Genomic DNA, 24691 nt, shown 5'->3' with positions numbered 1-24691 from the left:
GATATGCAAGATAAGAGCAAAAACAATTGGAAGGACTTTTTGAATATAAAGGAAGTTTTCAAATACTTAATAAAAGGCTCAAGCCAAAAAAATGCATCGTCCACAGTCAAAGCGATGCATTTGATCAATAGGGTGGCGATTATTATATTTTTATTAGGTGTAATATACTTGGTGGTAAAAAGATTAATTTAAATAAAGGTTTTATTTAGTTGTCATAAAGCGTAATATTCGTTATTTTGTAATTTATATTAATAATTACTTTTAGTCCCCCCGCTTGAAAACATGAGATGTATTTCTAGAATTTATATTGTGCCAATATTATTTGCTCTGATAAGTTGCCAGAAGACAGTTACTTGTCCTGCCTATCAGTCTGCATTTATATTGGATGAAGGGGAGAGACTGAACTTTTTCTCGACGATGACTCCTGAAGGAGAACCTAAAGTTGTTGAGGTGAAAAAAGACAAGAAAACAGGTATTGCAAAGAATACAATAACGACGAAGGTTAAAAATAAGCTTTTCGATAAGTTCAATACTATTCCTATGTATCCTGACACGACAAAGAAGGACGCTACAGATTCGATACCTTCTGCTGAAGTTATGGCTGCTATAGATTCCATGTTTTCAGATGAATTGCTTTATGAGAAAGAGCTGGCTGAAAATAGCAAAGGAGAAGTGTTGGATAGTACGACAACCAAATATCATTATAATTGGGACCAGTATATATATATGCTTCATTTTGCGGAATATTTACCTGATCCTGAACCTGAGAAGGAAGAGGAAGCAGAGCCTTTGGATGTGACATTTGAAACTTCTGCTACTGATATAGAAGGGATATCTTCTAAAAAGAAGAAAAAGAAAAAGAAGGACAAAAAGAAGAAAGAGAAGAAGCGTAAAAAGTCCAAAAAAAGGAAAGATGATGCACAGTCTCAACAAAATTCAATTCCGATAAGTGATGAGCCTTCTGATGATAATATACCATCAGATTTTTAAATATAAATATCAATTATTCTTTCCCTAAAATCGCATTAGTTTACTTTTTTTAGCTAATTTAGCACTTAAAAGCGTTCTGAATTACCAATATTCAAACGACAAATAAAGTACTATTAAATTTACTTTTTCTACTATGAAAACCGATATTGAAATTGCTAGAGAGGCGCATCTTGAGCCTATCCAGACTATTGCTGACAACATTGGCATCAATGCTAATGATGTGATCCCTTACGGACATCATATTGCGAAGACCCCTTTGTCATTGATTGACGAAGAAAAGGTGAAGAACAGCAATCTTATCTTGGTGACTGCTATCACACCTACTAAGTCTGGTAACGGTAAGACGATGACTTCTGTTGGTTTGTCGTTGGGATTGAACCAAGTTGGCAAAAAAGCTATTGTTGCCTTGAGAGAGCCTTCTTTGGGTCCTTGTTTTGGAATGAAGGGTGGAGCAGCTGGTGGAGGATATTCGCAAGTGTTGCCTATGGAAAATATCAACTTGCACTTCACAGGTGATTTCCATGCGATTACTTCTGCGAACAACACTATTTCTGCGATGATTGACAACTATCAGTTTCAGAATAGAAAAACTGGTAAGGCGTTAAAAGAAGTAGTTTGGAAAAGAGTTCAGGACGTGAATGACAGAAATCTAAGATCTATGATTTCTGGTGTTGGCGGTAATGCAAATGGAGTTACTTCTGAGACAGGATTTGATATCACTCCTGCTTCTGAGATTATGGCGATTCTTTGTCTTGCTAACGATCTTGAGGACTTGAGAACAAGATTGGAAAATATTACATTAGGTTACGATTTCGATAACAATCCATTCACTTTGAAGGATCTTGGCATCGCTGGAGCTATCGTAGTATTGTTGAAAGATGCTTTGAACCCTAACTTGGTTCAAACGACTGAAAATACGCCTGCGTTTATTCATGGTGGACCTTTCGCTAACATTGCTCACGGATGCAACTCTGTGTTGGCTACTAAAATGGCTCTTTCTTATGGAGAGTATGTTGTGACTGAGGCTGGTTTTGGCGCTGACCTTGGTGCTGAGAAATTCTTGGATATCAAGTGTAGAAATGCGGGAATCGCTCCTAAAGCTACTGTTTTGGTGGCTACTACTCAAGCATTGAAGTACCATGGTGGAGTGCCTCAAGATGCTATCAAAGAAGCTAATGAGAAAGGCTTGAGAAATGGATTCGCTAACTTGGATAGACATATTAAAAACTTGCAGTCATTCGGACAGTCTGTAGTTGTTGCTATCAATAAATTCCATACAGATTCTGATGAGGAAATTCAAATGATCAAAGATCACTGTGCTGCTCAAGGTGCTGCTTGTGAGATTTTGGAAGCATTTGTTCATGGAGGCAAAGGAGCTGTTGATTTGGCTAACGCTGTAGTTAATGCTGTTGAGAATAATCCTTCATCTGAGATCAATTATGCATATGATCTTGAGGATAGCATTGAAGATAAGTTGTCTAAAATCGCTAAGAACATCTACGGTGCTGATGGAATTGAATTGACAGGGAAAGCTAAGACTGCGCTTAAGAGAATTAAGAGATTAGGTCTTGAAAATTACCCAGTATGTATTGCTAAGACTCAGTACTCGTTCAGTGATGATGCTAACGCTCTTGGTAAAATGGAAGATTTTAAAATCACATTTGATGATTTGATTATCAATACTGGAGCTGGATTTATCGTTGCGAAGTCTGGAGCTATCATGAGAATGCCTGGATTGCCAAAAGTTCCTCAAGCATTGCACATTGATTTTGTTGATGGAAAAATTGAAGGCTTAAGCTAAAATCATTAACTTTGGATGAAATTGAGCATGTCGCATATAAGCGGCATGCTTTTTATTTTTGCTTACTTGGCTGTTCAACGCCATTTGTTTGAATGGTTGAGTGGGTTTTTAGCAATTGTAAAATCAATAAACAACATTGCTAGTTAGTTATTAATTAAGGGTACTTAACAAACAAATATTCGATGATATATCCAGTTGTAGCCTACGGACATCCAGTTTTAAAAAAAGTGGCTGAAGAGATTGATAAAGAAAGCATTGACATCAAACAATTTGTTGAAGATATGTTTGAAACCATGTACAATGCTCATGGTGTGGGACTAGCCGCTCCACAGATAGGTAAAAGCATTAGAGTTTTTGTGGTGGATGGTAGTCCTATGGCGGATGAAGATCCGAAGTTGGAAGACTTTAAAAAAGTTTTTATTAATCCAATCATAGTTAGCGAGGAAGGTGAAAAGTGGGATTTTGAGGAAGGTTGCTTGAGTATACCTGATGTAAGGGAGGCTGTTAGCAGACATTCAACACTAACAATAAATTACCTAGATGAAAATTGGGTAGAGCACGAGGAGACATTTGATGGGTTGAGAGCTAGAATTATCCAGCATGAATATGATCATATAGAAGGGGTTTTATTTATAGATTATTTATCTGCTTTCAAAAAGAGGTTAATCAAAAAGAAGTTAACCAACATTAGCAAAGGGATTGTGAAATCCGGATATAGAATGGTTTTTCCGAAATAGTATGTTTTAAGAATGCATTAGCATTCTTTTTTTTTGCCTATGGAATTTAAGAATGATTTACGAGTTGCTTTGACGCAACCCGATTTGGTATGGGAGGATGTCGACGCTAATTTAGCGAATTTGGAAGAGGAGCTGGATGAGGCTTTGTATGAAGATGATGTCGATTTGATTGTGCTTCCCGAAACTTTTAATACAGGGTTCACTTCTAATACTCAGTTTGCTGAGCCTATGAACGGAAAAACTCATCGTTGGATGAAGCTTATGGCGCAACGTTATCAATGTACTGTGTTGGGGACGATATTGATCAAAGAGAAAGGTGACTTTTACAATAGGGCTTTGGTAGTCGATGAAGACGGCAAGACAAGTTTTTATGATAAGAGGCATTTGTTTAGGATGGGAGATGAAAACACCCATTTGGCACCAGGAGGTAAAATTTTGACATTTATACTCAAAGGATGGAAAATTTCTCCTTTTATATGCTATGATTTAAGGTTTCCAGTTTGGTGTAGAAATAATCGTGTGGGGGAGAGTTTGACGGTTGATCTTTTTGTTTTTATGGCTTCATGGCCTAAATCAAGAAGGCATGTGTGGGATGTTTTGTTGACTGCGAGGGCTATTGAAAATCAATCATTTGTGATTGGGGTTAATAGAGTCGGTAGCGATGATAATATGGAATATGATGGAGGGACCAAACTTTTAGATTATAAAGGGTTCGAGTCAGATCTCGTTACAGATAATCAAAGTGGAGTAATCATCGTTAATCTGAATAAATCAAGACAAGAAGAGTTTCGCGAAAAGTTTCCGGCTTATTTGGATTCTGATAATTTTATCATAAAAAAATAATTAGTAGGCTCTTTAGAAGTTTTGTAAATTATTTATTTTCAATACTTTGACTATGTTTGGTTAAGTTTTTGGTATTTCAATATTACGCTATTTTTGTGACTTCAATAATCCAACAATTAGGGGAGCTTGTTCGTTATATAAGATAGTAAGTAAAATAATTGTGCGGTTTCTATATTAATTTTTTTTATTATGTTTAAAGTTGCTTTGAATCAATATTACCACATTCATCTCAGTCCAAGAAAAAATAGGATTTATTGTAAATTGAATGGATTCTGGCCAAGTACAGCCAGAGTTGAAGCTTATGAAGAACATTTGACGCAAGCTTTGACTAAGATTAAAAGTGGAGCTAGCATTCTATTTGATTTGAGCGATATGAAAGTTCACCCACCTGAAGTAAAGTTGTTTCATTCCAAAGTGGAAAGATTACTTAGAAATAGTGGTGTGCAGAACATTGCTGAAGTGGTGGCTGATAATGTGCTAATGGAAGTGGAAGGGAATTCGCCAAACTCGATTTCGTCGAAGTTTACTACCATACAAGAAGCTGATAAATGGCTGGATTTTAGAGAGCTGGACAAAGAAGTTTTGGCTTAAGATCCTTATTCTTGTATTAAAAAAAATTTAAGCCCGTATTTCGGGCTTTTTTAGCTTCTAGGGTGGTATTCGTGAATGACCTGTCTAAGGTAATCCTTGTCCAAGTGTGTGTAAATTTCTGTTGTGGTGATTGATTCATGGCCTAACATTTCTTGAACAGCTCTTAAATCAGCGCCTCCTTCGATTAAGTGCGTGGCAAAAGAATGCCTGAATGTATGAGGACTTATTTTCTTCTTAAGCTGTATGCTGTCTGCAAGTCTTTTGATAATAGTGAAAATCATCACACGAGTAAGCTGAGCTCCACGTCTATTGAGAAACACAATATTTTCGTTGCCGGGCTTGATTTTTAGAAATGGACGTGATTCTTCCATGTAGATTTTTATAGCGCTTAATGCTGATTTTCCGATAGGAACCAATCGTTCTTTATTTCCTTTTCCGTGAATTTTCAAAAAACCTAAGTCCTCATAGATGTTTGTTATTTTTAAATCAATGAGTTCCGAAACTCTGAGGCCAGAGCTGTAAAGCGTTTCAATGATTGCTACGTTTCTAAGCCCTTCCGAACTTTCCAAGTCAATTGCTTCTACAAGTCTGTTGATTTCTTCGATGCTCAGTGTGTCGGGAATCTTGCGGCCTGTCTTAGGCGCTTCTATGAGCTCTGTCGGGTCTTTTTTGATAAGCTCTTCGTAGTGCAAGTATTTATAGAATGCTTTGACACCGGAAAGTATTCTTGCTTGGGAGTTGGTGGTCATGCCAAGTTTGAAGATGTAAGTTAGGAAATTTTGAATATCATTGGTGTTGACTTCAAGTGGCGTTTTTTTCCACCCGACCATTTCAGCATATTCCTTAAGTTTGCTGACATCTCTAATATAGGCTAAAATTGAATTTTCGGCCAAGCCTCTTTCCAGCTTGATGAAATCATTGAATTGTTTGATAGCTTCTTCCCAGTTCATGTCGCAAAATACTAAAAAAATCATAAAGACTTAATGAAAGGTTGAATTCGCTTAAGCTTGATGTTGAATTTTTGGATAATTGTATAAGCATGTAACAATTAGTTTCATATTTTTGGGTGTATTTTTCGAATAGTGTAAGTTAAATTATAAAAATGAATATGAGACTTATTGTTATTAATGGACCGAATCTTAATTTGCTGGGAGTAAGAGAGAAAAGCATATATGGAGACAGAACATTTGAGGATTTCTTCATGGAGCTTAAAGAAGAATATGATAATGTGGAATTATTTTATTTTCAATCCAATCATGAAGGGAGTATAATTGATAAAATTCACGAGATAGGCTTTGATTATGATGGTATTATATTGAATGCAGGCGCGTATACTCATACTTCTGTTGCGATTGCTGATGCTTTAGCAGCAGTAACGACTCCAGCAGTTGAGGTTCATATTTCAAATATTCATAAAAGAGAATCTTTCAGACATCATAGCTATTTAACTCCAAATTGCATTGGGATGATAACAGGCTTGGGTTTGCAAGGTTATAAATTAGCAATCGAATATTTTATCAATAAATAATAATGTGTTGAAGAAGTCATTTTCATTTTATCCGGGGCCATCGCAAGTTCATTCTGAGTTGCCTGAATACTTTAAGGATGCTTATGATAAAGGAATTTTATCAATTAATCATAGAAGCGATGAGTTTGTCAAGTTGTGTCAAAAGACTATTCACTTATTGAAGCAGAAGCTGAATATCCCTGAGGATTATACGATAATGTTTGCCTCAAGCGCGACAGAATGTTGGGAAATAGCAGCCCAATCTTTGGTTGAAAATGGAAGTTTTCACTTTTATAATGGAGCGTTTGGACAGAAGTGGATGGAGTATTCCCATAACATTACTGAAAACAGCAAGGGAGCGAAGTTTGATGTTGAAGAGAAGTTATCATTTGATGATGTGGAATTAGGTCAAGAATACGACTTTATAGGGTTGACACAAAATGAAACTTCCAATGGTACTCAGTTAAGTATGGAACAGTTGAAGTCCTGTAGGTTAAAGTTTCCAGATCGCCTAATTGGTGTTGATGCTACTTCTGCTATGGCTGGAGTTGAGACAGATTATTCATTGGCTGATTTTTGGTATGCGTCGGTTCAGAAGTGTTTTGGCTTGCCAGCAGGCATGGCTGTAATTGTATGTTCTCCTAAGGCAATAGAAAGGGCTGAATCTCTTGATATTAGAGGACGATACAATAGCTTGCCTTTTATGATTGATATGATCGGAGATTTTCAGACGACATTTACGCCTAATGTAATCAATATTTATATGTTGATGAGGGTATTGAAGAATTCTGAGGAAATTGGCGAAGTTGATGCTAAATTGGAGGGAAGAATGAATAATTGGATTAATTTCTTCGAAAATATCGATGGAATCGAGCCTTTGGTGGAGAATTCTGAAGTAAGGTCAATGACAGTGTTGCCTTTGAGAGCTGAAGAGGAAATGGTTGAGAGAATCAAAGCGATATCAAAAGAAGCTGGTTTGGTTTTGGGTAATGGCTATGGCCAATGGAAGCAGTCTACTTTTAGAATCGCTAACTTTCCGGCAATGCCTGAAAAAGGAATAAATTTGTTGAAAGATTTTTTTGTTGAAAATTTTACTTAGTGGGTGATGAATTTGAGTGTAAAAGATATTTTTTCAGTAACATTGATTTTGTTTTCAGTTATCGATATCATTGGTTCGATTCCGATAGTTATTGATTTACGAAAGAAAGCCGGTCATATTGAGTCTTTCAAGGCGACTTTGGTCGCAGGCGTTTTAATGATCGCGTTTTTATTTTTTGGCAAATCAATTTTGAATTTGTTTGGAATCGATATAGGCTCTTTTGCGATTGCAGGTGGTATTGTTCTTTTGCTAATGGGAATGGAAATGATCATGGGTATTGAACTGTTTAAGTCAGAGCCTGAGGAAGCCAGCGCTTCTTCGATAGTGCCTTTGGCATTTCCTTTGATCGCAGGAGCGGGAACAATGACGACTATAATATCATTAAGAGCTGTCTATGCTTTGGAGAATATTATAGTAGGGATTTTACTTAATTTATTGTTTGTGTTTGTGGTCTTGAAAAGTTCGTCTTGGCTGGAGAGAAAAATTGGTCCGGGAGGATTTTCTATTATAAGAAAAGTTTTTGGGATTATATTGTTGGCGATAGCTATTAAGCTTTTTAAAACACACATTAACTTTTAGATGATGCGTAATGAATGAGATGGTAGAAATATTTACGGATGGTTCCTCTCGGGGAAACCCTGGGCCTGGAGGTTTCGGTGTTGTCATGAGGTATAAAGGCAACGTTAAGGAAATTAGTAAAGGATATAGATTGACTACAAATAATAGAATGGAGCTTTTAGCTGTCATAGTAGGGCTTGAAGCTATGAAAAGAAATGATTTGAAAATTAGGATTGTTTCTGATTCAAAGTATGTGGTTGATGCTATAAATAAAAAGTGGGTGTTTGGCTGGCAAAAAAAAGGCTTTAAAGGAAAGAAAAATCCTGATCTCTGGAGAAGGTATTTGAAGATTTCTGCGCAGTTTAAGAATTTGGAATTTGTTTGGATTAAAGGACATGCCGGTCATCCGGAAAATGAACGGTGTGATGAATTAGCAGTTGAAAGAGCGACAGGAAGCGAATTGTTGGTCGATGCAGAATTTGAAGCTTTGACAGAGGAGAATAATTCTTTGCTGTAGGGATGTAGATGGGAGATTTTTTTAGATTTAAACAGTTTGAGGTCAATCAATCAAGCTGTGGAATGAAAGTTACTCAGGATGCATGTGCGTTTGGAGCTTTGGTTAATCGAGATATTGACCCGTATTCAATTCTTGATATTGGGACTGGAACAGGGTTGCTGGCTTTGATGATGGCTCAAAAATTTGAAAATAGCTTAATTGATGCCATTGAGATAAATAATGAGGCTTATTTGCAAGCTGTGGAGAATGTAAAGAATTCCGAATGGAATGATAGAATAAAATTAATAAAGACAAGAGTGCAGGATTATGCTCATTCTGTCAAAGATTCTTACCAAATGGTTGTCGCAAATCCTCCTTTTTTCTCACAATCGTTGAAATCTTTGAATTCTAATAGAAGAGAAGCATTTCATGATGATTCATTGTCTATGGAGGAATTGGCTGAGGCTGTTCAACTTGTTTTGGCTGATAATGGAGTATTTTGGTTGATGATGCCTCCAAATGAGATGGATAAATCGGTAGATTTAAATGCTCGAAAAGGATTATACTTAAAAGAAGTAATTCATGTAAGCCACAATATGAATAAAAAAGAGCATATGCGGTTTTGTAGCTTTTCAAAGCACGATTTAAATAGAGTAATTGAAGATCGCGTTTTGATTTATAGAAATCTAGATAATAAGTGGACGGAAAGTTTTAATCAATTAATGGAGCCTTATTATCTTTAAATTTAAGCGTCAAAGAGATAATTGACGCTTAAATTTATTTGTTACAACTCTATTTCTCTTTCGATGAATTTAATACCATGATTTTCTAATTCTGGAAGTATGCGGTCGTAAATACTCTTTTGGATAGGTCGATGAACTCCCGTTAAGTTGATATTGCCTAATAAAATTTCTTTTGCGGCTATTGCTAGTGGAAGACCAACTGTTTTTGACATCCCAGTGTTGACTTGGTCATCACCATTGATAACCATATGTGATTGAATCTGCTTGGCAATGCCATTTTCGATATAATCGAATTTGTGCCACATGGCAATCATGTCTTTTTCATCAGATTTTAAAGTCCACTTTTTCTTTAGTATGTGCTCTAGGATCTGAGCGGGAGTTCCTTTATCTAAACCTATACGTTCTTCATCAAATATCCCTAGCCATTTTAATTTAAACATTTCATCAGATTCTATTTCAAGATTCAAATAGTGAGCAAGCTTGAGCTCTACCGAGTCGTTAGGATTGTAATATAGAAACGAATTGATAAAGTCTCTGTGGGTCATTTCTTCAACGTTTTCCATCTCGAAAGAATCGTCAGTTGCGCCTAGTTGGACGAAAACATTCCAAGCCTTGCTGAATCCTTTTCTTCTGAGAGTGCCTCTAAACATAGTTTTTATTCCTCTAAGATTGTAAACATCAAGATATGCTAGAGAGTCTCTGTTCGCATACCCTTCGAAATATCCGTGATCCGGAATATGTATTAATTCTGTTCTTGAGAAGAGTTTATGGTAAGGAATGTATTTGAATTTGCCTTCTTGTAAAAATTTGCAAACGCCATTACCAGCTATGACTACATTTCGAGGGTTCCAAGTGAATTTGTATTCCCAAGGGTTTTCATCATAGTTGTCAGCTAATAAGCCTCCTGTAAATGATTCGAATCCAGTGAGTTTACAACCTTTTGCTTTCAAGTCATCAATGATTTTCATCGCTGACATATGATCTATGCCCGGGTCCAGTCCGCATTCTTTTAATATGATTATTCCAGCTTTAATGGCTGAGTCATTAAGAGTCTCGATATCAGGTGAGACGTAAGATGCTGAAAGCATATTCTTTTGGAGCTCAATGCAGATTTTAGCAATAAGAATATGAAATCTGGCAGGTATCATTGATATTACAAGATCATGATTGCTAATGAGTTTGGATAACTCATCTTCGTTTGAAATGTCAACTTGAGCTGCTGTTGCCGTAGAGTAGTCTTGTGTCTTTTCTTGAGCGAGTTGAAGATTGATGTCTGCGACAGTGACTTTCCAGTCATGTTCAATTGAAGTAGATAACAGCTCTTTGATTAAAGAGCTTGAGGACCTTCCTGCGCCTATGATTAAAATATTTTTCATAATATACTGTGGATTTAAAAACTATTAGGGTCTCGAAAAGCTTAAAAAACAAAAAGCGAGACTATGTTGGTAGATTAGTACTTTAATATAATAAAATATTATCTGTTTCGTAATTTGTTAAATGATTTTTTAGATATTATGGGTAACAAAGTGGAAAAAACAATAGAATATAACCTATACAATAGTGTAGAAGAGCTGAGCGCTGAGGATCAAGTGCTTTGGGAAAGTGCTAAAAGAGCTTCCGAATCAGCCTATTCTCCGTATTCACGGTTTTGTGTTGGAGCGGCAGTCTTGATGGCGAATGGTGAGATTGTTATCGGTTCAAATCAAGAGAATGCGGCTTATCCGTCTGGTTTATGCGCGGAAAGAGTAGCATTTTTTTCTGCATCGACTTTATATCCGAATGTTGAAATCAAAAAAGTAGCGATCGTTGCAAAGCGTTTTTCCGAGAATGAATTTGTGGAGGTGAGTCCTTGTGGTAGTTGTCGACAAGTCATGGTCGAGTATGAATGGAAGCAGGGAAAAAATATTGAAATTCTTTTTCAAGGAGCTAATAATAAGATATTGAAATTGTCAAATGTGAAAACCTTGCTGCCATTGGTTTTTACAAAAGATAATTTGTAATCTATTATTATTGATGTCATTTTGAGGAGGCTAAGGTCTCTTCAATTTTGTGTTATTTTTTGATAAGTCGAATTGATTTTATATTAAATTCTTTAATTGAATACATTTTTTGGGGCTATAATAGCCACTAATGACTTAAAACTTTTTAAAATAGGGTAATTTATTTCATAATCTTTATTAATTTTAGTTCGCATTTTTTAAAAACCCCCTATACCAAATTTTATGCAGGAGATTGAAATATCAGATATAAAAGCCTTGGCTGAATTGGTGCACAAAAAGTACAATGTGGATTTCACCAATTATGCTATGTCGTCCTTCAGAAGAAGGGTGACGAGGGTGATTGACTTGTATCGATTTGAGTCGGTAAAGCAATTGATAGAACGTGTTGATGGAGATAAGGTGTTTTTCGAAACTTTTCTATCTGAAATTACTGTCAATGTTACTGAGATGTTCCGAGATCCCTCTTTTTGGAGGTTTATTCGAGAGCATGTAATCCCCAATATTCTTATCAATCATAAGTCGATTAATATTTGGCATGCTGGCTGTTCGTCCGGAGAGGAAGTATTTTCTATGGCGATCTTGTTGGAAGAAATGAATTTGCTCGACAAAGTAAGAATTTACGCCACGGATCTAGATAAAGCGATTCTTGATAGAGCTAAAAAAGGTATCTATAGCAAGAAAAAAATGGAGCTTAATAACAAAAATTATATTAGGTTTCAAGGTGAGAGGACATTGGAGGAATATTATACTTTGGCAAGTCATAACGAAGTAAAGATGAATAGTAGCCTGCTAAGGAATGTTACGTTTAAGTCGCATGATTTAGTTAAAGGAGATCAATTCAATAAGTTTGATCTGGTACTTTGTCGTAATGTTATGATTTATTTCAATCAAACGCTGCAAAACCAAGTAATCAAGAGTTTGCATAAGAGTTTGTTCAAGTATGGTTACTTGGCAATAGGTTCTAAAGAATCCTTAATCTGGTGTGATATCTCAAATAAATTCATAGTAGTGAATAATGAAGAGAAAATTTTTAAAAAAATTAGGGAGTAACTTTCATAACTTTCAATGAGGTCGAATATAATATCTGATAAAATTAATACGAGTTACAAAGCTGTTGTTATCGGGGGTTCGGCAGGAAGTTTTCAAGTGGTTACTAAAATTCTGTCAAGCATTCCTGAAGATTTTCCTTTGCCAATCGTATTGTGCTTGCATAGGCTTAAGCATGTAAGAAATGGCTTTGTGGAAGCTCTTTCCATTAAGAGCGTCAAAGGAGTGGTGGAACCTTTGGATAAGGAGTCTTTGGTAAAAGGCAAGGTTTATCTGGCTCCGGCTAATTATCATCTCAGTTTTGAGCTGGGCAATTCGTTTGCCTTGTCAACTGAAGATATGATTAATAATTCCAGACCGTCAATAGATGTAACTTTTGAAACAGCTGCTTATGTGTTTCGTCACAAAGTAATTGGAATTCTATTGTCAGGAGCGAATAAAGATGGAGCTTTTGGCATGAAAAGGTTGAATGACAGAGGAGGATTGACAATTGTTCAGGACCCTGAAGATTGCACAATTAACACAATGCCGCTTTCGGCTATGAAAATGTCAAAAATAGATTGTATATTGAGCGTTGAAGAGATCATTAGATTTTTAAATTTGCTTTACAGTTCCTATAAAAAATAGACAGATATGGATAAGAACGCAAAAACTTTTGGCTTTTTGCTGTTGATGCTTTTTGCTATTGCGAGCGGAGTGTTGCTTTATTTTCAACTTGATTTTTCTAATAAGTTGTTATTGGTGCCTCCTCATTTTGATTTGTCAGCTGATGAGATCATTAATAATGGTAATTATAAACTATACAACTCTGTTGTGTTTGCTACTGTAATCTTGGGTTTGGTAGGTTTTGTATTCTTTCTATTGCAAAAGGGGGGAAGTGTTGAAAAAAACAATCAATTAAAGGCAAAAGATCTCAAAGTCAGACAAACAAGGAATGTTAGGAAGGCTTCTGAAGAGTCTATTGAGAATTTTGTTGAAGGCGTTATTGAATCTATCGAACAATCTTATCAAGATGCTGAAGGAACGATTATGAAGTATGAAAAGTCTTTATGGAGATTGTGTTCTTCTGTGGACTCTTGTCAAGCTGTATTGTACCTTAAGGAAGAAGATGAAGATAAACGCTACATTTCATCGGTTGCAGGATATGCCTTGAATTTGGCTGAGTCTGGGATATTAAGGTTTGAATTTGGAGAAAGCTTGGCGGGACAAGTTGCAAAACAGAAAAAGAAATTAAAAATAGAGCAAATTCCAGAAGGGCATATTAAAGTATTTTCGGGTCTTGGGGAGTCTAGTAAGGCTTATCTATTAATTATGCCAATTATGAAGGATGGGGTATTGCTTGGCGTTCTTGAATTGGCTTCGTTTGCGCCTATTAATGGTAAAAATGAGAGTATCATAAGTTGGTATTGTGAATTTTTGTCAGAACAAATTTCTTTGGACGTAAAAGTTTAAAACAAAGTGATTTCTGCATTTTTGCAGTTAATTACAAGATAGTTTTTCACTAAGGTCAAATTTTGTTATTATTATAATCTCGATCACAAAACTTTTAATAAAGTTATTTGATAATGTTTAAAAATATAAAAATAGGGAGTAAGATTGCCGCATTGGTTTTAGGACTTGTGTTTTTGTCCATTACTGTGGTGAGCTTTATAGCCTTCAAATTCGTAGTTCATACACTCGAGGAAAGGTATGTTGAGAGCCTCAAGAGTGTGAATAATATGAAGACAAAAGAAATATCTTATTTTTTCACAGAGCAGGAGAACAAAGCTAAAGAGCTTAGCCAAAATTCAGTCTTGAAGCAAATAATGCAAAAGGTTGACAAGGTTGGCAATAGTGGCTCGGATAGTTTGAGTTATCAAATTGAACCTGTATTGGATCAAGTATTGATACCTTTTTGCAAAGCTCAAGGTATTTCGGAGATTTGGGTAACGAATAAGAAAGGAAAGATTTTTTATACGACTTTTGTCGGTGAAGATGATAATACGGTAAATAGCTTCTATAAAGATAGTGGAGGAAATGATTTAGTAAATGCGATCAGTAGAGTGCAGTTTTCTCCGCTTTATAATTTTAATGGAGATACTTATTTCAATATTGTAAGTCCTATAGCTGACCAGAATGGGAAATTTTCAGGTTTTATTGTCATGCAATCCGATGCGAAGCCAATGCTTAAGATTCTTAACGATAATACAAATTTGGGAGAGTCAGGAGAGACAGTCGCTGCTGTATTGGATAATGAAAAACTTAAGTTTGTCAACAAACCTCAAAAGGCTAAAGGAACGGTTCGTTCTATATACTTGGGAGAGTTTAGAGGGAGTTCGTTGCAGAAAGCCGCTCAAGGAGGAAATGGTGCTGGCTTTGGTCAAGACTATAAAGGAACGGAAGTATTAACAGCTTGGAATTATATTCCTGAAATTGGATGGGGAATAGTTTCTAAAGTTGATCAAGCTGAAATTAAAGATCAGACTGATCAACTGGTTGTAAATTTTGTGAAAGGTGGAGCAATAGTTTTATTATTGTCTGGTTTGATAGCGTTGATATTTTCCAAGATGCTTATATCTCCATTATTGAATTTGAATCAATCATTGCAGTTGTTGTCCAAAGGGGTTTTGGTCAATAATGTTCGAAAAAGATCAAATGATGAGATTGGGCAGATGGCGACAGCTGTAAGCGATGTGGTTGAGTCATTGAAACAGACAGCTGAGTTTGCGCATAAAATTGGAGAAGGAGATTATGAAGCTGAGTATACTCCATTAAGTGCTAAGGATACTTTAGGTTCTTCTTTGATGACGATGCGTTCAAGTATTAAGAATAGCGAATCTAGAGATAAGGAGAGAAACTGGATTGTTATTGGAGTAACAGAGGTTAGCAATATATTGCGCCAGAGTGATACGTTGGAAGAATTGGGAGATACGATAGTAGCATATGTTACTGAGCAAATAGGTGCTATTCAAGGAGCGTTTTATGTTGTCAATGACGATAATCCAGAGGATATTTTCATTGAGATGAAGTCTAGTTACGCTTACAATAAGAAGAAATACATTCAAGCCAGATATAAATTTGCAGAAGGCTTGATCGGTCAAGCTGCGATTGAGCAAGATGTGATTTTGAGAACGGAAATCCCGGATGATTATGTGAAAATCACATCTGGGTTATTAGGAGATGTGAAGCCTTCGTGCCTTTTAGTTGTGCCATTAATCACTGATGAAAAGGTGTATGGAGTTCTCGAATTTGCAGGTTTTGAAAGATTTCCTGACAAGGTTGTAAAGTTTGTCAATGAAATCAGTATTATTATAGCAAGAACTATTTTCAACGTGAAGGTTAATTACCGTACGGTAAGATTGCTTGAGGAATCGCAAAAGATGAGTAATGAATTGCAGGAAAAGCAAGAGATTTTGCGAATGAATGCTGAAGAGATGGAGTCAACTCAGAAGGAGTTGCAGTCATCAAATCAACAATTGGAGCTAAAGGTTGATGAAGTAAATAGGGCGCAGACTAGAATGCAGTTGTTGCTTGAAAATGCTTCAGAGATTATTACCATATTTGAAAGTGATGGAACGGTTAGATATATTTCTCCATCAGTAGAGAGAATTTTGGGGTATCAGGCTGATGAACTTGTTGGAACAAGTTTTAATATTGGCTTGAATGACTCTAATAAAGAAGAGATGGAAAGCTTGTTCGTTTCGGTGATTAATAATCCTCTTGAGCCAATTACCATTCAGTATCCTTATCAGAAAAAGAATGGAGAGGAGATTTGGTTAGAGGCAACAGCAAACAACTTTTTGAAGGATGCCGCTATTCAAGGTATTGTGATAAACACTCGTGATATAACAGAGAGTCTGAGAGCTGAAAGAGAAGAGAGAATGAGGTCAAAGATGCAGGCTTTATCTGAAAATTCAGTTGATTTGATCGTTCGTTTGGATATCGAAGGGAACTTCTTTTATATCAATCCGATTATTCAAACATATACAGGTTTTGCTCCTGACCATTTTCAAGGGAAAAATATTTTTGACAAGGAGTTTACCAATAACATTTATGTTGAATGGGCAAATTTATTCAATAATGTCAAGGATGGTTTAGTCAAAGAGAGCAAGGAGATTCCTTTCACTTCAAAAATAGGTGATAAGGTAATGCAAGTGAATGCTATTCCTGAGTTGGATAATAATGGAGAGTTGGAATCGGTGTTATTTGTCTCTCATGATGTGACAGATCGTAAGTTGATTGAACTTGAGATTAAGAGCAAAAACAAAAAAATCACGGAAAGTATAAATTATGCCAGAAGAATTCAGGGTGCTATTTTGCCAGATAATAATGTGGTGAAAAATGTATTTCCAAATTCATTCATCTTGTATAAAGCGCGTGATGTGGTCAGCGGAGACTTTCCTTGGTTTGCTGAAGATGAAAAATACGCTTATATCGCAGCCGTGGATTGTACAGGGCATGGAGTGCCTGGAGCATTGATATCATTAATAGGTTACTTTTTGCTTAATGATATTATTAGAAGCGGAGCGGCAAAGGATGTAGGTGAAATTCTTGATATTTTGGATAGAGAAGTGACAAAGACTTTAAGACAAGATCAAGAGTTGTCTTCAATGAAAGATGGAATGGACATCTCTATTTGCAAAGTTGATAAACGCACTAACAAGCTTTATTACGCTGGAGCTCATAGGACTTTATTCATCATGTCAGGAGGAGAGTTGATTGAGATAAAAGGAAATAAATTTCCTATTGGCGGAGGTAAGTTCAGAAATCAGACCGATTTTACGTCAAACGAATTTGATATTAAAACGGGAGATTCGGTTTACATGCTTTCAGATGGGTTTACAGACCAGTTCGGTGGTTTTGAAAATAGAAAGTATGGTGTGAAAAGATTAAGAGAGTTAATTAGAAATAATAGTCATTTGGAAATGCGAAACCAGTACGACAAATTCAGTGAAGAGTGGATGGGCTGGAAAGGAGACAAAAAGCAGACAGATGATATGTTATTAATAGGAATAAAATTTTAATGGATTAAAAATTGTAATCTTCTTAGAGCTTTTTTTTTATTAGATATATGTATATTCTACTTTATTTCTTATATTGTGTTTAGATTGTTCGAGGGGTAGGGTTAATTATATTTGTAGTAATTTTTTATAATAGCTTTTGAGGTTGCGGAATAATAAATAAAACCTATGGAGTATATTTTTGAATTGCATAAGACAATGCTTTCCAGACATTTGATTCTGGTTTATGAAGGTGAATTTACTCAAGAGGTTACCAAGTCGGTTTTGGCAATGGCTGAACGGAATATGGATTCTTTCGGGGAGCAGTCAAGCATCAAGCGTAAAGTATTTAACGTGATGGTTGAGAGCTTGCAAAACATTGTTAAACACAGTGATGATGTGAAAAGTGATGATAATAAGACATTGCATTCTGCCATTTTCATGATTGGTAAATCTGATACTGATTACATTATAACATCTGGTAATCCTGTTAAAAACGAGAAGGTCGCTACGATTCAGCAACGTTTGGAGAAAATAAATTCTTTAGACAAGGATGGATTGAAATCTTTGTATAGAGATATAATAACAAATGCTGAGATCTCAGATAAAGGCGGTGCTGGTTTGGGCTTTGTTGACATGGCAAGAAAGTCAGGCAATCAGCTTGAATTCAGTTTCAAACCGATTAATCAGGATTATTCATTCTTTTCTTTAAAAACAAGCGTTTCGAGATCTTAATTAAAAAAATATTATAATGGAAGTTATCAATCTGGAAGGTACGGAAGATACGCCAAAAATTTTGTTGGACAAGGATAATGGGATATTTGAAATATCTGGTAGGTCTTTGCCTGAGGATTCGGCTGAATTCTATCAGCCTGTTATTGACTGGATTAAGGAGTATGCTAAGAGCCCAAATTCCAGCACTTCTTTCGAGTTCAAGTTAGAATACTTTAACACAGCGTCATCTAAACTTATTTTGGATATCCTGACATCTTTAGAGAATATAGATTCAACTCAGATTATGTGGTATTTTCAAGAGGATGATGAGGATATGGAGGAAGCAGGAGAAGAGTTCTCAGAATTGGTTGAGTTGCCGTTCGAGTTTCACTCTTATTGATTTTTGAAAAAATTAAATTTATATAAATAAGAAAGGGGCTTTTAGCCCCTTTTTTTTTTCATCATGCTAAAATTCTTTATATTTCAGTAATTTATAGTAAAGTCGAGTTAAAAATTCATAGGAGTCATATATGAGTGAAGAAATACTGAAGGCACTGACACAACTTTTTGCAATTATTACCAAACAAGACGGAGGAGTAACTGAGGCTGAACGAGATTATGTAATTTCATTTTTTGAATCAGAGCTCGATCAAGATTCCAAGCAAGAATACATTGACTTGTATGATAAGTTTATTGGTGAGAACAAACGAGCCAAGAAAAGGCAATTGGCTGACGGTGAAGTTGAAGCTAAGCCAGCAAAAAGAAGGCTTACCCCTGTAAATGATTCTGTTAAGACATTGGGGATTTGCCGCAAGATAAATAAGACACTTACTCAAAAGCAAAAAACGATTGTTTTAGTTAAGCTTTTTGAGCTTGTTGCAGCGGATGATAATTTTACGGACAATAGAATGGAAATCATTAATACGGTTTCCGAATCATTTAATATTCCCGATGAGGAATATCAAGCTGTTGACAATTTTATTCGAAGGAAAAATGACAATCTTCTTTCGAGAAATATGCTTGTTGTTGGAGCAAGAAATAAATATGCCGAAAATATAACTTTTATTAATGCTCATATAAAAGGGGAGGTTCGTTTTGTCCATTTGCCAAGTGTTGATACTTATTTTGTTCAATATGATGGTGATGAAAATGTTACTCTGAATGGGAATTTTTTGAAGAGGAATAGTATTCATTTCTTTACTCATGGCAGTGCTGTGAAAATTGCTGATGGCACAGTTCTTTATTATAGTGAGATTGTCAGGCATTTTTTCAATAATCAGAATAATATAGCGCTTTCCTTTAATGTCAAAGGTGTTAATTATAGGTTTAAAAATGGAGGCGTAGGCTTGCGGGATATCAATATTTCTGAAGGCCCTGGCAAGTTGATTGGCATCATGGGAGGAAGCGGTGCAGGTAAAACCACTTTGCTTAATGTGCTTTCAGGTATTGAGAAGCCAAGTACTGGAACTATTTCGATAAATGGAATTGATATAAATCAAGAGTCTGAAAATGAACTTTTGAATGGGGTTATCGGGTATGTTTCCCAAGATGACTTGCTTATTGAAGAGTTGACCGTATACGAAAACCTGTATTATAATGCCAAGCTTTGTTTTTCTGATTTATCGGAAAAGCAGATCGAAGAGAAGGTATTGAATTTATTGGATAGTTTGGGCTTGGATCAACGAAAAGATTTGCGAGTAGGCTCCGTATTTGATAAAACAATTAGCGGTGGGCAGAGAAAGCGTTTGAATATTGCGTTGGAACTCATTCGAGAACCATCTGTTTTATTCGTCGATGAGCCAACCTCTGGCTTGTCATCGCGAGATTCCGAAAATGTAATGGATTTGCTGAAAGAATTGTCGCAAAAAGGCAAGCTAGTATTTGTGGTAATTCATCAGCCATCATCCGATATCTATAAGATCTTTGACAAGATGGTGATTATGGATAATGGAGGTTACATGATTTATTATGGCAATCCAATAGAGGCTGTAGAATATTTCCGAGTAGAGACAAAACAGGTTGACGCTAACTCAGCTGCAAGGTGTATTACATGTGGGAATGTGAATTCAGAGCAAATTTTCAACAATGTTGAAAGAAAAGTTGTGGATGAGTTCGGCCAATTTACGAATAAGCGAAAGATAAGCCCTAGTCAATGGCATGATAAGTTCAAACAGAATTTTGCCATCAGTTGGGTGAAAGATGAAGAAGAGTTGCCAGTTTCTACACTGAATAAACCTTCGAAGTGGAAGCAGATGTTGATCTTTGCAAAAAGGGATATGCTTGCGAAGTTAAGCAATAAGCAATATTTGCTTATAAATTTGCTTCAAGCTCCATTGCTTGCTTCCATACTGGCTTTTATTATTCGTTATAAAAACGATACGGATAGCTCTGGATATATATATCGATTCAATGAAAATATTCCCGTTTATATCATGATGTGCGTGATTGTTGCATTTTTCATGGGCTTGACAGTAAGTGCGGAGGAGATTATTCGCGATCGAAAAATATTGAAAAGAGAGGCTTTTCTTAATCTTAGTTGGAATAGCTATTTAGTCTCAAAGTTGACTTTATTATTTAGTCTATCAGCAATTCAAACGCTTGCATTTGTTTTGGTTGGAGATACAATTCTTGAGGTTAAAGGAATGTATTTTTATCATTGGCTCATATTGTTTTCAGTGTCGTGTTTTGCGAATGTTATTGGATTGAATATTTCTTCAGCATTTAATTCTGCCATTACAGTTTATATCCTGATACCATTGTTGATCATTCCTCAGATGATATTGAGCGGATTGCTTTTTAGTTTTGATAAGTTGAATGAGGTTATTAGCAATAAAGGTAAAGTGCCTTTAGTAGCTGATGCTATGGTTTCGCGTTGGGCATATGAGGCAATTGCTGTCAAGGAGTATATGGCGAATGATTTCGAAAAACCATTTTTTAAGTTTGAAAAAGAGGCAAGGCAAGCGGACTTTAAGGCTTCATTTTATTACAAAGAGCTTAAAAGAGTCGTTTCTGATATTGAGGAATTGGCTGAAGACAAGGAGAAAAATCAAGAGAGATTGGTCGAGTTGTTTGCTTTGTTAAAAAGAGAACTAGGCAATGAGAATTTTAAGACTTCATTTAATAAAGGTGCTTTGATGAGTAAAATTAATCTTGAGAGCTACTCCAAGGAAAGTGTAGCGTTGATTAATACTTATTTGGAAGAAATGAGAAACTTTTATCTAGACAAGTATAAATTGGAGGAAGTTAAAAAAGAAAAGCTGATACATTATTTTGAAAAGAACCCTAGCTATAGTTTAAGTGAATTAAAGGATACTCATTTTAATGAGTCATTAAATGATTTGCTTAGAAATTTGTCAGTTAAAGATAGAATTATTGAATATGAAGGTCAATTGTTTCAACAAATAGATCCAATATTCAATGTGCCTACGTTGGATAAGTCTCTATTGGACTATAGAACCCATTTTTTTGCGCCATACAAGCATTTTCTTGGGAAGTTGTGGGATACCTATTACTTTAATCTCTTTGTAATTTGGTCGATGTTTTTGTTTTTGTACGTGACATTATATTTCGAATTATTAAAAAAAGTGATAGATTTTTTTTCAAAGTTGGATAAAAAGTAAAAGCACTTAAGTGTCGGATTTTTGCTCAAAAATTAGTATTTTTAGTTCTTTAAGTATATAAATTTAAATTTTAAGAAAATCAATGTGTTATATGAAGCGGATTGCACTTTTCTTTTCAATATTAGCTTTTTACGGCTGTGGAAACGATGGGAAGAAGAATAATGATGACCAAGCGTTTATCAATAGTCTTGATAGCATGACATTGGAACAACCTACGGTTTCGGAGGAAGTTGTGGGAGATATTATCCAGCAAGTGCCAACTCCTTTGGAAATATCTTTTTTAATAAAGAATTCCGGGGCGAAATATACCAATGAGATATTGAATAATTCTGATAAGGTTACGTCATACAACAGTAATTTTAAGAAGGCGATTAATTTAGGTATATTTGGTACTGATCTAGGTTATGCCAACATTTATAATGAGAATCAAGATGCGTTGGATTATTTAACGTCGATCAAAAGCTTGTCGAACGACTTGAATATTGGGCAGTTCTTTGATTTCAAAACAATCAAAAGGCTGGCAACGAATAGTCAAAACTTGGATAGCTTGTTGTTGATTACTACAAAAAATTTCAACAAAATCAATTCACACCTTCAGGATAACAGAAGAGCAAATTTGAGTGTTTTGATTTTAACTGGAGGATGGCTAGAGGCTTTGCATGTTACGAATCAAGTTTACGCGTCTAATCTCGCGAATGAAGAGTTGAAAGAAAAAATCGGGGAGCAGAAAATCGTTCTAGACAATATTGTTCTTCTTGTGGATTATTATAAAAACACAGATCCTAATATTGCAGATCTTTCTACAGACTTGAAATTGTTGAGCGATGCATACTCAGGCGTAGATTTTGAGTACGATTATCAGGAACCAAAATTTGTTGAAAGAGATGGGCAGCTTGTGATAGAAGACAATAGCACGACTATTGTTAAAGTTAGCCAAGAACAGATTCAGGACATAACTAAGATTGTCGAACAAATAAGAAATAAGCTTATTGACGTTTAAGAAATTGATTATTATGAAAAATATAGTTTGGATATTATTCTTTTTCATCGTTGCATTGGCTATGCCAAGCGATGTGGCTGCTCAATGCGATACTGATAGATATTCGGAAGATTGTCTTGGCAAGATGAATACAGATTTTACTTTTGTTAAAAAGATAGATGTAGACGGCAAGGGAGGAACAAAAGATAAAGTAGAAACATCTTATGTATTCACTAAAGGAACAGAATACTTCTTGAATGTGTGCAATGATGATGGAGAAGAGGGGATAGTTGTGAATCTTTACAATTCCAAAAGGCAATTAGTAGGGACTAATTATTTTAATGGAAAGTTCTATTCAAATATTAAGTTTCCTTGTAACGCTACAGGAATTTATTATATCGCATATACTTTTAAGGATGCTCCTACATATTGCGGAGGCAGTGTTATAGGTTTTAAGCGATAATATAAATAGTGAATTAATAATAAAAAAGCTCATTCATCCGAATGAGCTTTTTTATTATTAGGGCCTTTGAGGTTGAACTAAAATAACGTTTTCTTTGTCAATTATAACTTTCCCTGCCGCTAAACCTTTTGGTTTTCGGATATACTTTTTAGGAGTGTAAGTCACAGGGCATAATGAATCTGTTTTTCTTTTAGAGTAATAAGCTGCAATTTGAGCCGCATGCTCTATTACGTCTTTAGGAAAGGCTTTGTTAGCTTGATGCTTAATGATGACATGAGAGCCAGGAACATCCTTAGCATGAAGCCATAGGTCTTCTTTGTAAGCGTGCTTTTGAGTTAAAGAATCATTAGCTTTTGGGTTTCTCCCGACCCAAATTTCAAACTTATTGAAATGAAATTTAAAATATGGCAATAAGTCTGATTGGCTTTTTTTCGTGTTAACTTGTTGGTGGGCTTTGATAAGCTTCCTTAATTCTTTGATGTTGTCAGAAGCTTTCAGTTCATCGGAGTAAATATTAAGTTCTATTAACTCTTCCAACTTTTTATCCAGATTCTGATTAAGTTTGTCTATTTCAATCTTTTGATTCTTTGATTTTTTATAATAGATTTCTGCGTTTTTCTGGGGAGTATGATTCTTTTTTAGAGCGATAGAAATATTGCTGTCGGAATAGAAATTATAAAGCTCAACTTTGTCGCTATTTTGAGGAATTGCATGCAGATTGGCCATTATCACATCCGCGATTTCATTGTATTTTACCCCATTGACAAGCTCATTGATTTTTTTCTCCGCCTTTTTTATGTATTGTTCGGTTTTCTTTACTTGTTGGTTGTTTGATTTTGTGGCCTCAGCTCTTTCACGGTTGAGGTGGTAATCTTTCGAGAATGTAATGAAGAACTCATTGATGGCTTCAAAAGCTGTTCCTTGGACGAGTTTATTATTTTGCTCTGGAAAGAATGTCAAATAGTATAATCCATTTTCGAAACCTAAGTAGTATTTCGGGTTTTCAATATAATCAAGAGTTTTAGATACGATATTCCATTTGCCTTCTAATGTAGTTTCAGTGTTGAATCCTTGGCTTTCGATTTCTTTTCGAATTCTTAGTCCAAAAGTAGGAAAGACTTTTTTTAGATTTCCTTCTGATTCTATGAAGTTCTCTTTTGTTAAATCTAGATTGCGGTCTAATTCATCAATATTGATGTCATGATCACTGAGCAAGTGGGATTTGAAAATTTCAGTAAGCTTTCCATCATGGAATAGAATGAGATTGGATCGATTGCCATGCATTTTGAACAGAAGCTTGAAATTATCCTCAAAGTTTATTGAAAAAGATCTTTCATTCAAATACTGCTTAATCCCAATGACTTTTTTGTTGATAATTTCTTGAAAAAGATCAATGCGATTTCTTTTTGCAGGGCGAAAATCTTTTGGAAAATACAAACAGCTGAAATCACCCATGAGGTATGCTTTCATAAAGAATTCACTTTTTCCGAGTGCAAAGCTAAAGACAATTTCGTCTTTGTTTTG

24 protein-coding genes are annotated in these 24691 nt (G+C 35.5%); 21 read left to right on the top strand and 3 right to left on the bottom strand.

What is annotated here, in order from left to right; translation table 11 throughout:
- The first annotated feature begins 3 nt into the window (after positions 1 to 3).
- The 6 genes from AABK36_RS25425 (at position 4) to AABK36_RS12785 (ending at position 4962) form a co-directional block, all read left to right on the top strand.
- On the top strand, positions 4 to 192 hold the full coding sequence (locus AABK36_RS25425; RefSeq protein ID WP_374709121.1) for a DUF6728 family protein: 189 nt from the start codon (positions 4 to 6) through the stop codon (positions 190 to 192).
- Positions 193 to 282: 90 nt separating this feature from the next.
- The gene (locus tag AABK36_RS12805) at positions 283 to 990 is read left to right on the top strand and encodes a hypothetical protein (RefSeq protein WP_309938521.1); all 708 of its coding nucleotides are present in this window, start codon (positions 283 to 285) and stop codon (positions 988 to 990) included.
- A 133-nt stretch (positions 991 to 1123) separates the two neighbouring features.
- Positions 1124 to 2791 (top strand): formate--tetrahydrofolate ligase, encoded by a 1668-nt coding sequence (locus tag AABK36_RS12800; RefSeq protein WP_309938522.1) that lies wholly within the window; start codon positions 1124 to 1126, stop codon positions 2789 to 2791.
- A gap of 182 nt (positions 2792 to 2973) precedes the next feature.
- The gene (def, locus tag AABK36_RS12795; protein ID WP_309938523.1) at positions 2974 to 3528 is read left to right on the top strand and encodes a peptide deformylase; all 555 of its coding nucleotides are present in this window, start codon (positions 2974 to 2976) and stop codon (positions 3526 to 3528) included.
- Between the two features lie 39 nt (positions 3529 to 3567).
- Positions 3568 to 4371, top strand: coding sequence for a nitrilase-related carbon-nitrogen hydrolase (locus tag AABK36_RS12790; RefSeq protein WP_309938524.1), 804 nt, complete (start codon positions 3568 to 3570; stop codon positions 4369 to 4371).
- Between the two features lie 189 nt (positions 4372 to 4560).
- On the top strand, positions 4561 to 4962 hold the full coding sequence (locus AABK36_RS12785) for a hypothetical protein (RefSeq protein WP_309938525.1): 402 nt from the start codon (positions 4561 to 4563) through the stop codon (positions 4960 to 4962).
- Positions 4963 to 5012: 50 nt separating this feature from the next.
- Here the strand turns inward: AABK36_RS12785 and xerD are convergent, their stop codons facing one another.
- Entirely contained in the window at positions 5013 to 5912 is a 900-nt protein-coding gene (xerD, locus tag AABK36_RS12780) for a site-specific tyrosine recombinase XerD (protein ID WP_309938526.1), read from the bottom strand.
- 158 nt (positions 5913 to 6070) lie between these two features.
- Between xerD and aroQ the strand changes: the two genes are divergently transcribed.
- From aroQ to AABK36_RS12755, 5 genes are read left to right on the top strand one after another with little or no spacing between them, the layout of a single operon-like run.
- Positions 6071 to 6490, top strand: coding sequence for a type II 3-dehydroquinate dehydratase (aroQ, locus tag AABK36_RS12775; protein WP_309938527.1), 420 nt, complete (start codon positions 6071 to 6073; stop codon positions 6488 to 6490).
- A gap of 7 nt (positions 6491 to 6497) precedes the next feature.
- Entirely contained in the window at positions 6498 to 7568 is a 1071-nt protein-coding gene (locus tag AABK36_RS12770; protein WP_309938528.1) for an aminotransferase class V-fold PLP-dependent enzyme, read from the top strand.
- Between the two features lie 6 nt (positions 7569 to 7574).
- Positions 7575 to 8147 (top strand): MarC family protein, encoded by a 573-nt coding sequence (locus tag AABK36_RS12765; protein ID WP_309938529.1) that lies wholly within the window; start codon positions 7575 to 7577, stop codon positions 8145 to 8147.
- A gap of 19 nt (positions 8148 to 8166) precedes the next feature.
- The gene (rnhA, locus tag AABK36_RS12760) at positions 8167 to 8643 is read left to right on the top strand and encodes a ribonuclease HI (protein ID WP_309938530.1); all 477 of its coding nucleotides are present in this window, start codon (positions 8167 to 8169) and stop codon (positions 8641 to 8643) included.
- 8 nt (positions 8644 to 8651) lie between these two features.
- On the top strand, positions 8652 to 9365 hold the full coding sequence (locus AABK36_RS12755; protein ID WP_309938531.1) for a tRNA1(Val) (adenine(37)-N6)-methyltransferase: 714 nt from the start codon (positions 8652 to 8654) through the stop codon (positions 9363 to 9365).
- A gap of 41 nt (positions 9366 to 9406) precedes the next feature.
- Here AABK36_RS12755 and AABK36_RS12750 read toward each other — a convergent pair whose 3' ends face one another.
- Positions 9407 to 10741 carry a saccharopine dehydrogenase family protein gene (locus AABK36_RS12750; protein ID WP_309938532.1) on the bottom strand — a complete coding sequence of 445 codons (1335 nt, stop codon included), beginning with the start codon at positions 10739 to 10741 and terminating at the stop codon, positions 9407 to 9409.
- A 138-nt stretch (positions 10742 to 10879) separates the two neighbouring features.
- On the opposite strand from AABK36_RS12750, the gene AABK36_RS12745 reads away from it, so the two are divergent.
- From AABK36_RS12745 to AABK36_RS12700, 10 genes are all read left to right on the top strand, one after another.
- The gene (locus AABK36_RS12745) at positions 10880 to 11365 is read left to right on the top strand and encodes a cytidine deaminase (RefSeq protein ID WP_309938533.1); all 486 of its coding nucleotides are present in this window, start codon (positions 10880 to 10882) and stop codon (positions 11363 to 11365) included.
- Positions 11366 to 11587: 222 nt separating this feature from the next.
- Positions 11588 to 12415, top strand: coding sequence for a CheR family methyltransferase (locus AABK36_RS12740; protein ID WP_309938534.1), 828 nt, complete (start codon positions 11588 to 11590; stop codon positions 12413 to 12415).
- A gap of 15 nt (positions 12416 to 12430) precedes the next feature.
- Positions 12431 to 13039 carry a chemotaxis protein CheB gene (locus tag AABK36_RS12735; protein WP_309938535.1) on the top strand — a complete coding sequence of 203 codons (609 nt, stop codon included), beginning with the start codon at positions 12431 to 12433 and terminating at the stop codon, positions 13037 to 13039.
- 6 nt (positions 13040 to 13045) lie between these two features.
- Positions 13046 to 13864, top strand: a complete 819-nt coding sequence (locus AABK36_RS12730) for a GAF domain-containing protein (protein ID WP_309938536.1) — start codon at positions 13046 to 13048, stop codon at positions 13862 to 13864.
- Between the two features lie 113 nt (positions 13865 to 13977).
- A complete protein-coding gene (locus AABK36_RS12725; RefSeq protein ID WP_309938537.1) occupies positions 13978 to 17415 on the top strand; it encodes a PAS domain S-box protein in 3438 nt (1145 codons plus the stop codon).
- Positions 17416 to 17580: 165 nt separating this feature from the next.
- Positions 17581 to 18126 (top strand): SiaB family protein kinase, encoded by a 546-nt coding sequence (locus AABK36_RS12720; RefSeq protein WP_309938538.1) that lies wholly within the window; start codon positions 17581 to 17583, stop codon positions 18124 to 18126.
- A 16-nt stretch (positions 18127 to 18142) separates the two neighbouring features.
- Positions 18143 to 18505, top strand: coding sequence for a DUF1987 domain-containing protein (locus tag AABK36_RS12715; RefSeq protein ID WP_309938539.1), 363 nt, complete (start codon positions 18143 to 18145; stop codon positions 18503 to 18505).
- 130 nt (positions 18506 to 18635) lie between these two features.
- Positions 18636 to 21725: an ATP-binding cassette domain-containing protein gene (locus AABK36_RS12710; protein ID WP_309938540.1), complete on the top strand. Its 3090-nt coding sequence runs from the start codon at positions 18636 to 18638 to the stop codon at positions 21723 to 21725.
- Positions 21726 to 21816: 91 nt separating this feature from the next.
- Positions 21817 to 22725: a hypothetical protein gene (locus AABK36_RS12705; protein ID WP_309938541.1), complete on the top strand. Its 909-nt coding sequence runs from the start codon at positions 21817 to 21819 to the stop codon at positions 22723 to 22725.
- Positions 22726 to 22738: 13 nt separating this feature from the next.
- Positions 22739 to 23167 (top strand): hypothetical protein, encoded by a 429-nt coding sequence (locus tag AABK36_RS12700; RefSeq protein WP_309938542.1) that lies wholly within the window; start codon positions 22739 to 22741, stop codon positions 23165 to 23167.
- 57 nt (positions 23168 to 23224) lie between these two features.
- On the opposite strand, the gene AABK36_RS12695 is transcribed toward AABK36_RS12700, so the two are convergent.
- The gene (locus AABK36_RS12695) at positions 23225 to 24637 is read right to left on the bottom strand and encodes an NFACT RNA binding domain-containing protein (protein ID WP_309938543.1); all 1413 of its coding nucleotides are present in this window, start codon (positions 24635 to 24637) and stop codon (positions 23225 to 23227) included.
- Between the last annotated feature and the right edge of the window lie 54 nt (positions 24638 to 24691).

This window comes from Aureibacter tunicatorum, from assembly GCF_036492635.1.
In the GTDB taxonomy this organism is placed as follows: Bacteria; Bacteroidota; Bacteroidia; order Cytophagales; family Cyclobacteriaceae; genus Aureibacter; species Aureibacter tunicatorum.
Note: the sequence above shows the minus strand (reverse complement) of the source record. Positions and strands in the feature narration are given on the sequence as shown.

What these genes read in the sequence shown, in the direction of transcription:
- AABK36_RS25425 (WP_374709121.1), top strand. Translation starts at nt 4, where the DNA reads ATGCAAGATAAGAGCAAAAACAATTGGAAGGACTTTTTGAATATAAAG.
- AABK36_RS12805 (WP_309938521.1), top strand. Translation starts at nt 283, where the DNA reads ATGAGATGTATTTCTAGAATTTATATTGTGCCAATATTATTTGCTCTG.
- AABK36_RS12800 (WP_309938522.1), top strand. Translation starts at nt 1,124, where the DNA reads ATGAAAACCGATATTGAAATTGCTAGAGAGGCGCATCTTGAGCCTATC.
- def (WP_309938523.1), top strand. Translation starts at nt 2,974, where the DNA reads ATGATATATCCAGTTGTAGCCTACGGACATCCAGTTTTAAAAAAAGTG.
- AABK36_RS12790 (WP_309938524.1), top strand. Translation starts at nt 3,568, where the DNA reads ATGGAATTTAAGAATGATTTACGAGTTGCTTTGACGCAACCCGATTTG.
- AABK36_RS12785 (WP_309938525.1), top strand. Translation starts at nt 4,561, where the DNA reads ATGTTTAAAGTTGCTTTGAATCAATATTACCACATTCATCTCAGTCCA.
- xerD (WP_309938526.1), bottom strand. Translation starts at nt 5,912, where the DNA reads ATGAACTGGGAAGAAGCTATCAAACAATTCAATGATTTCATCAAGCTG.
- aroQ (WP_309938527.1), top strand. Translation starts at nt 6,071, where the DNA reads ATGAGACTTATTGTTATTAATGGACCGAATCTTAATTTGCTGGGAGTA.
- AABK36_RS12765 (WP_309938529.1), top strand. Translation starts at nt 7,575, where the DNA reads ATGAATTTGAGTGTAAAAGATATTTTTTCAGTAACATTGATTTTGTTT.
- rnhA (WP_309938530.1), top strand. Translation starts at nt 8,167, where the DNA reads ATGGTAGAAATATTTACGGATGGTTCCTCTCGGGGAAACCCTGGGCCT.
- AABK36_RS12755 (WP_309938531.1), top strand. Translation starts at nt 8,652, where the DNA reads ATGGGAGATTTTTTTAGATTTAAACAGTTTGAGGTCAATCAATCAAGC.
- AABK36_RS12750 (WP_309938532.1), bottom strand. Translation starts at nt 10,741, where the DNA reads ATGAAAAATATTTTAATCATAGGCGCAGGAAGGTCCTCAAGCTCTTTA.
- AABK36_RS12745 (WP_309938533.1), top strand. Translation starts at nt 10,880, where the DNA reads ATGGGTAACAAAGTGGAAAAAACAATAGAATATAACCTATACAATAGT.
- AABK36_RS12740 (WP_309938534.1), top strand. Translation starts at nt 11,588, where the DNA reads ATGCAGGAGATTGAAATATCAGATATAAAAGCCTTGGCTGAATTGGTG.
- AABK36_RS12735 (WP_309938535.1), top strand. Translation starts at nt 12,431, where the DNA reads ATGAGGTCGAATATAATATCTGATAAAATTAATACGAGTTACAAAGCT.
- AABK36_RS12730 (WP_309938536.1), top strand. Translation starts at nt 13,046, where the DNA reads ATGGATAAGAACGCAAAAACTTTTGGCTTTTTGCTGTTGATGCTTTTT.
- AABK36_RS12725 (WP_309938537.1), top strand. Translation starts at nt 13,978, where the DNA reads ATGTTTAAAAATATAAAAATAGGGAGTAAGATTGCCGCATTGGTTTTA.
- AABK36_RS12720 (WP_309938538.1), top strand. Translation starts at nt 17,581, where the DNA reads ATGGAGTATATTTTTGAATTGCATAAGACAATGCTTTCCAGACATTTG.
- AABK36_RS12715 (WP_309938539.1), top strand. Translation starts at nt 18,143, where the DNA reads ATGGAAGTTATCAATCTGGAAGGTACGGAAGATACGCCAAAAATTTTG.
- AABK36_RS12710 (WP_309938540.1), top strand. Translation starts at nt 18,636, where the DNA reads ATGAGTGAAGAAATACTGAAGGCACTGACACAACTTTTTGCAATTATT.
- AABK36_RS12705 (WP_309938541.1), top strand. Translation starts at nt 21,817, where the DNA reads ATGAAGCGGATTGCACTTTTCTTTTCAATATTAGCTTTTTACGGCTGT.
- AABK36_RS12700 (WP_309938542.1), top strand. Translation starts at nt 22,739, where the DNA reads ATGAAAAATATAGTTTGGATATTATTCTTTTTCATCGTTGCATTGGCT.
- AABK36_RS12695 (WP_309938543.1), bottom strand. Translation starts at nt 24,637, where the DNA reads ATGAAAGCATACCTCATGGGTGATTTCAGCTGTTTGTATTTTCCAAAA.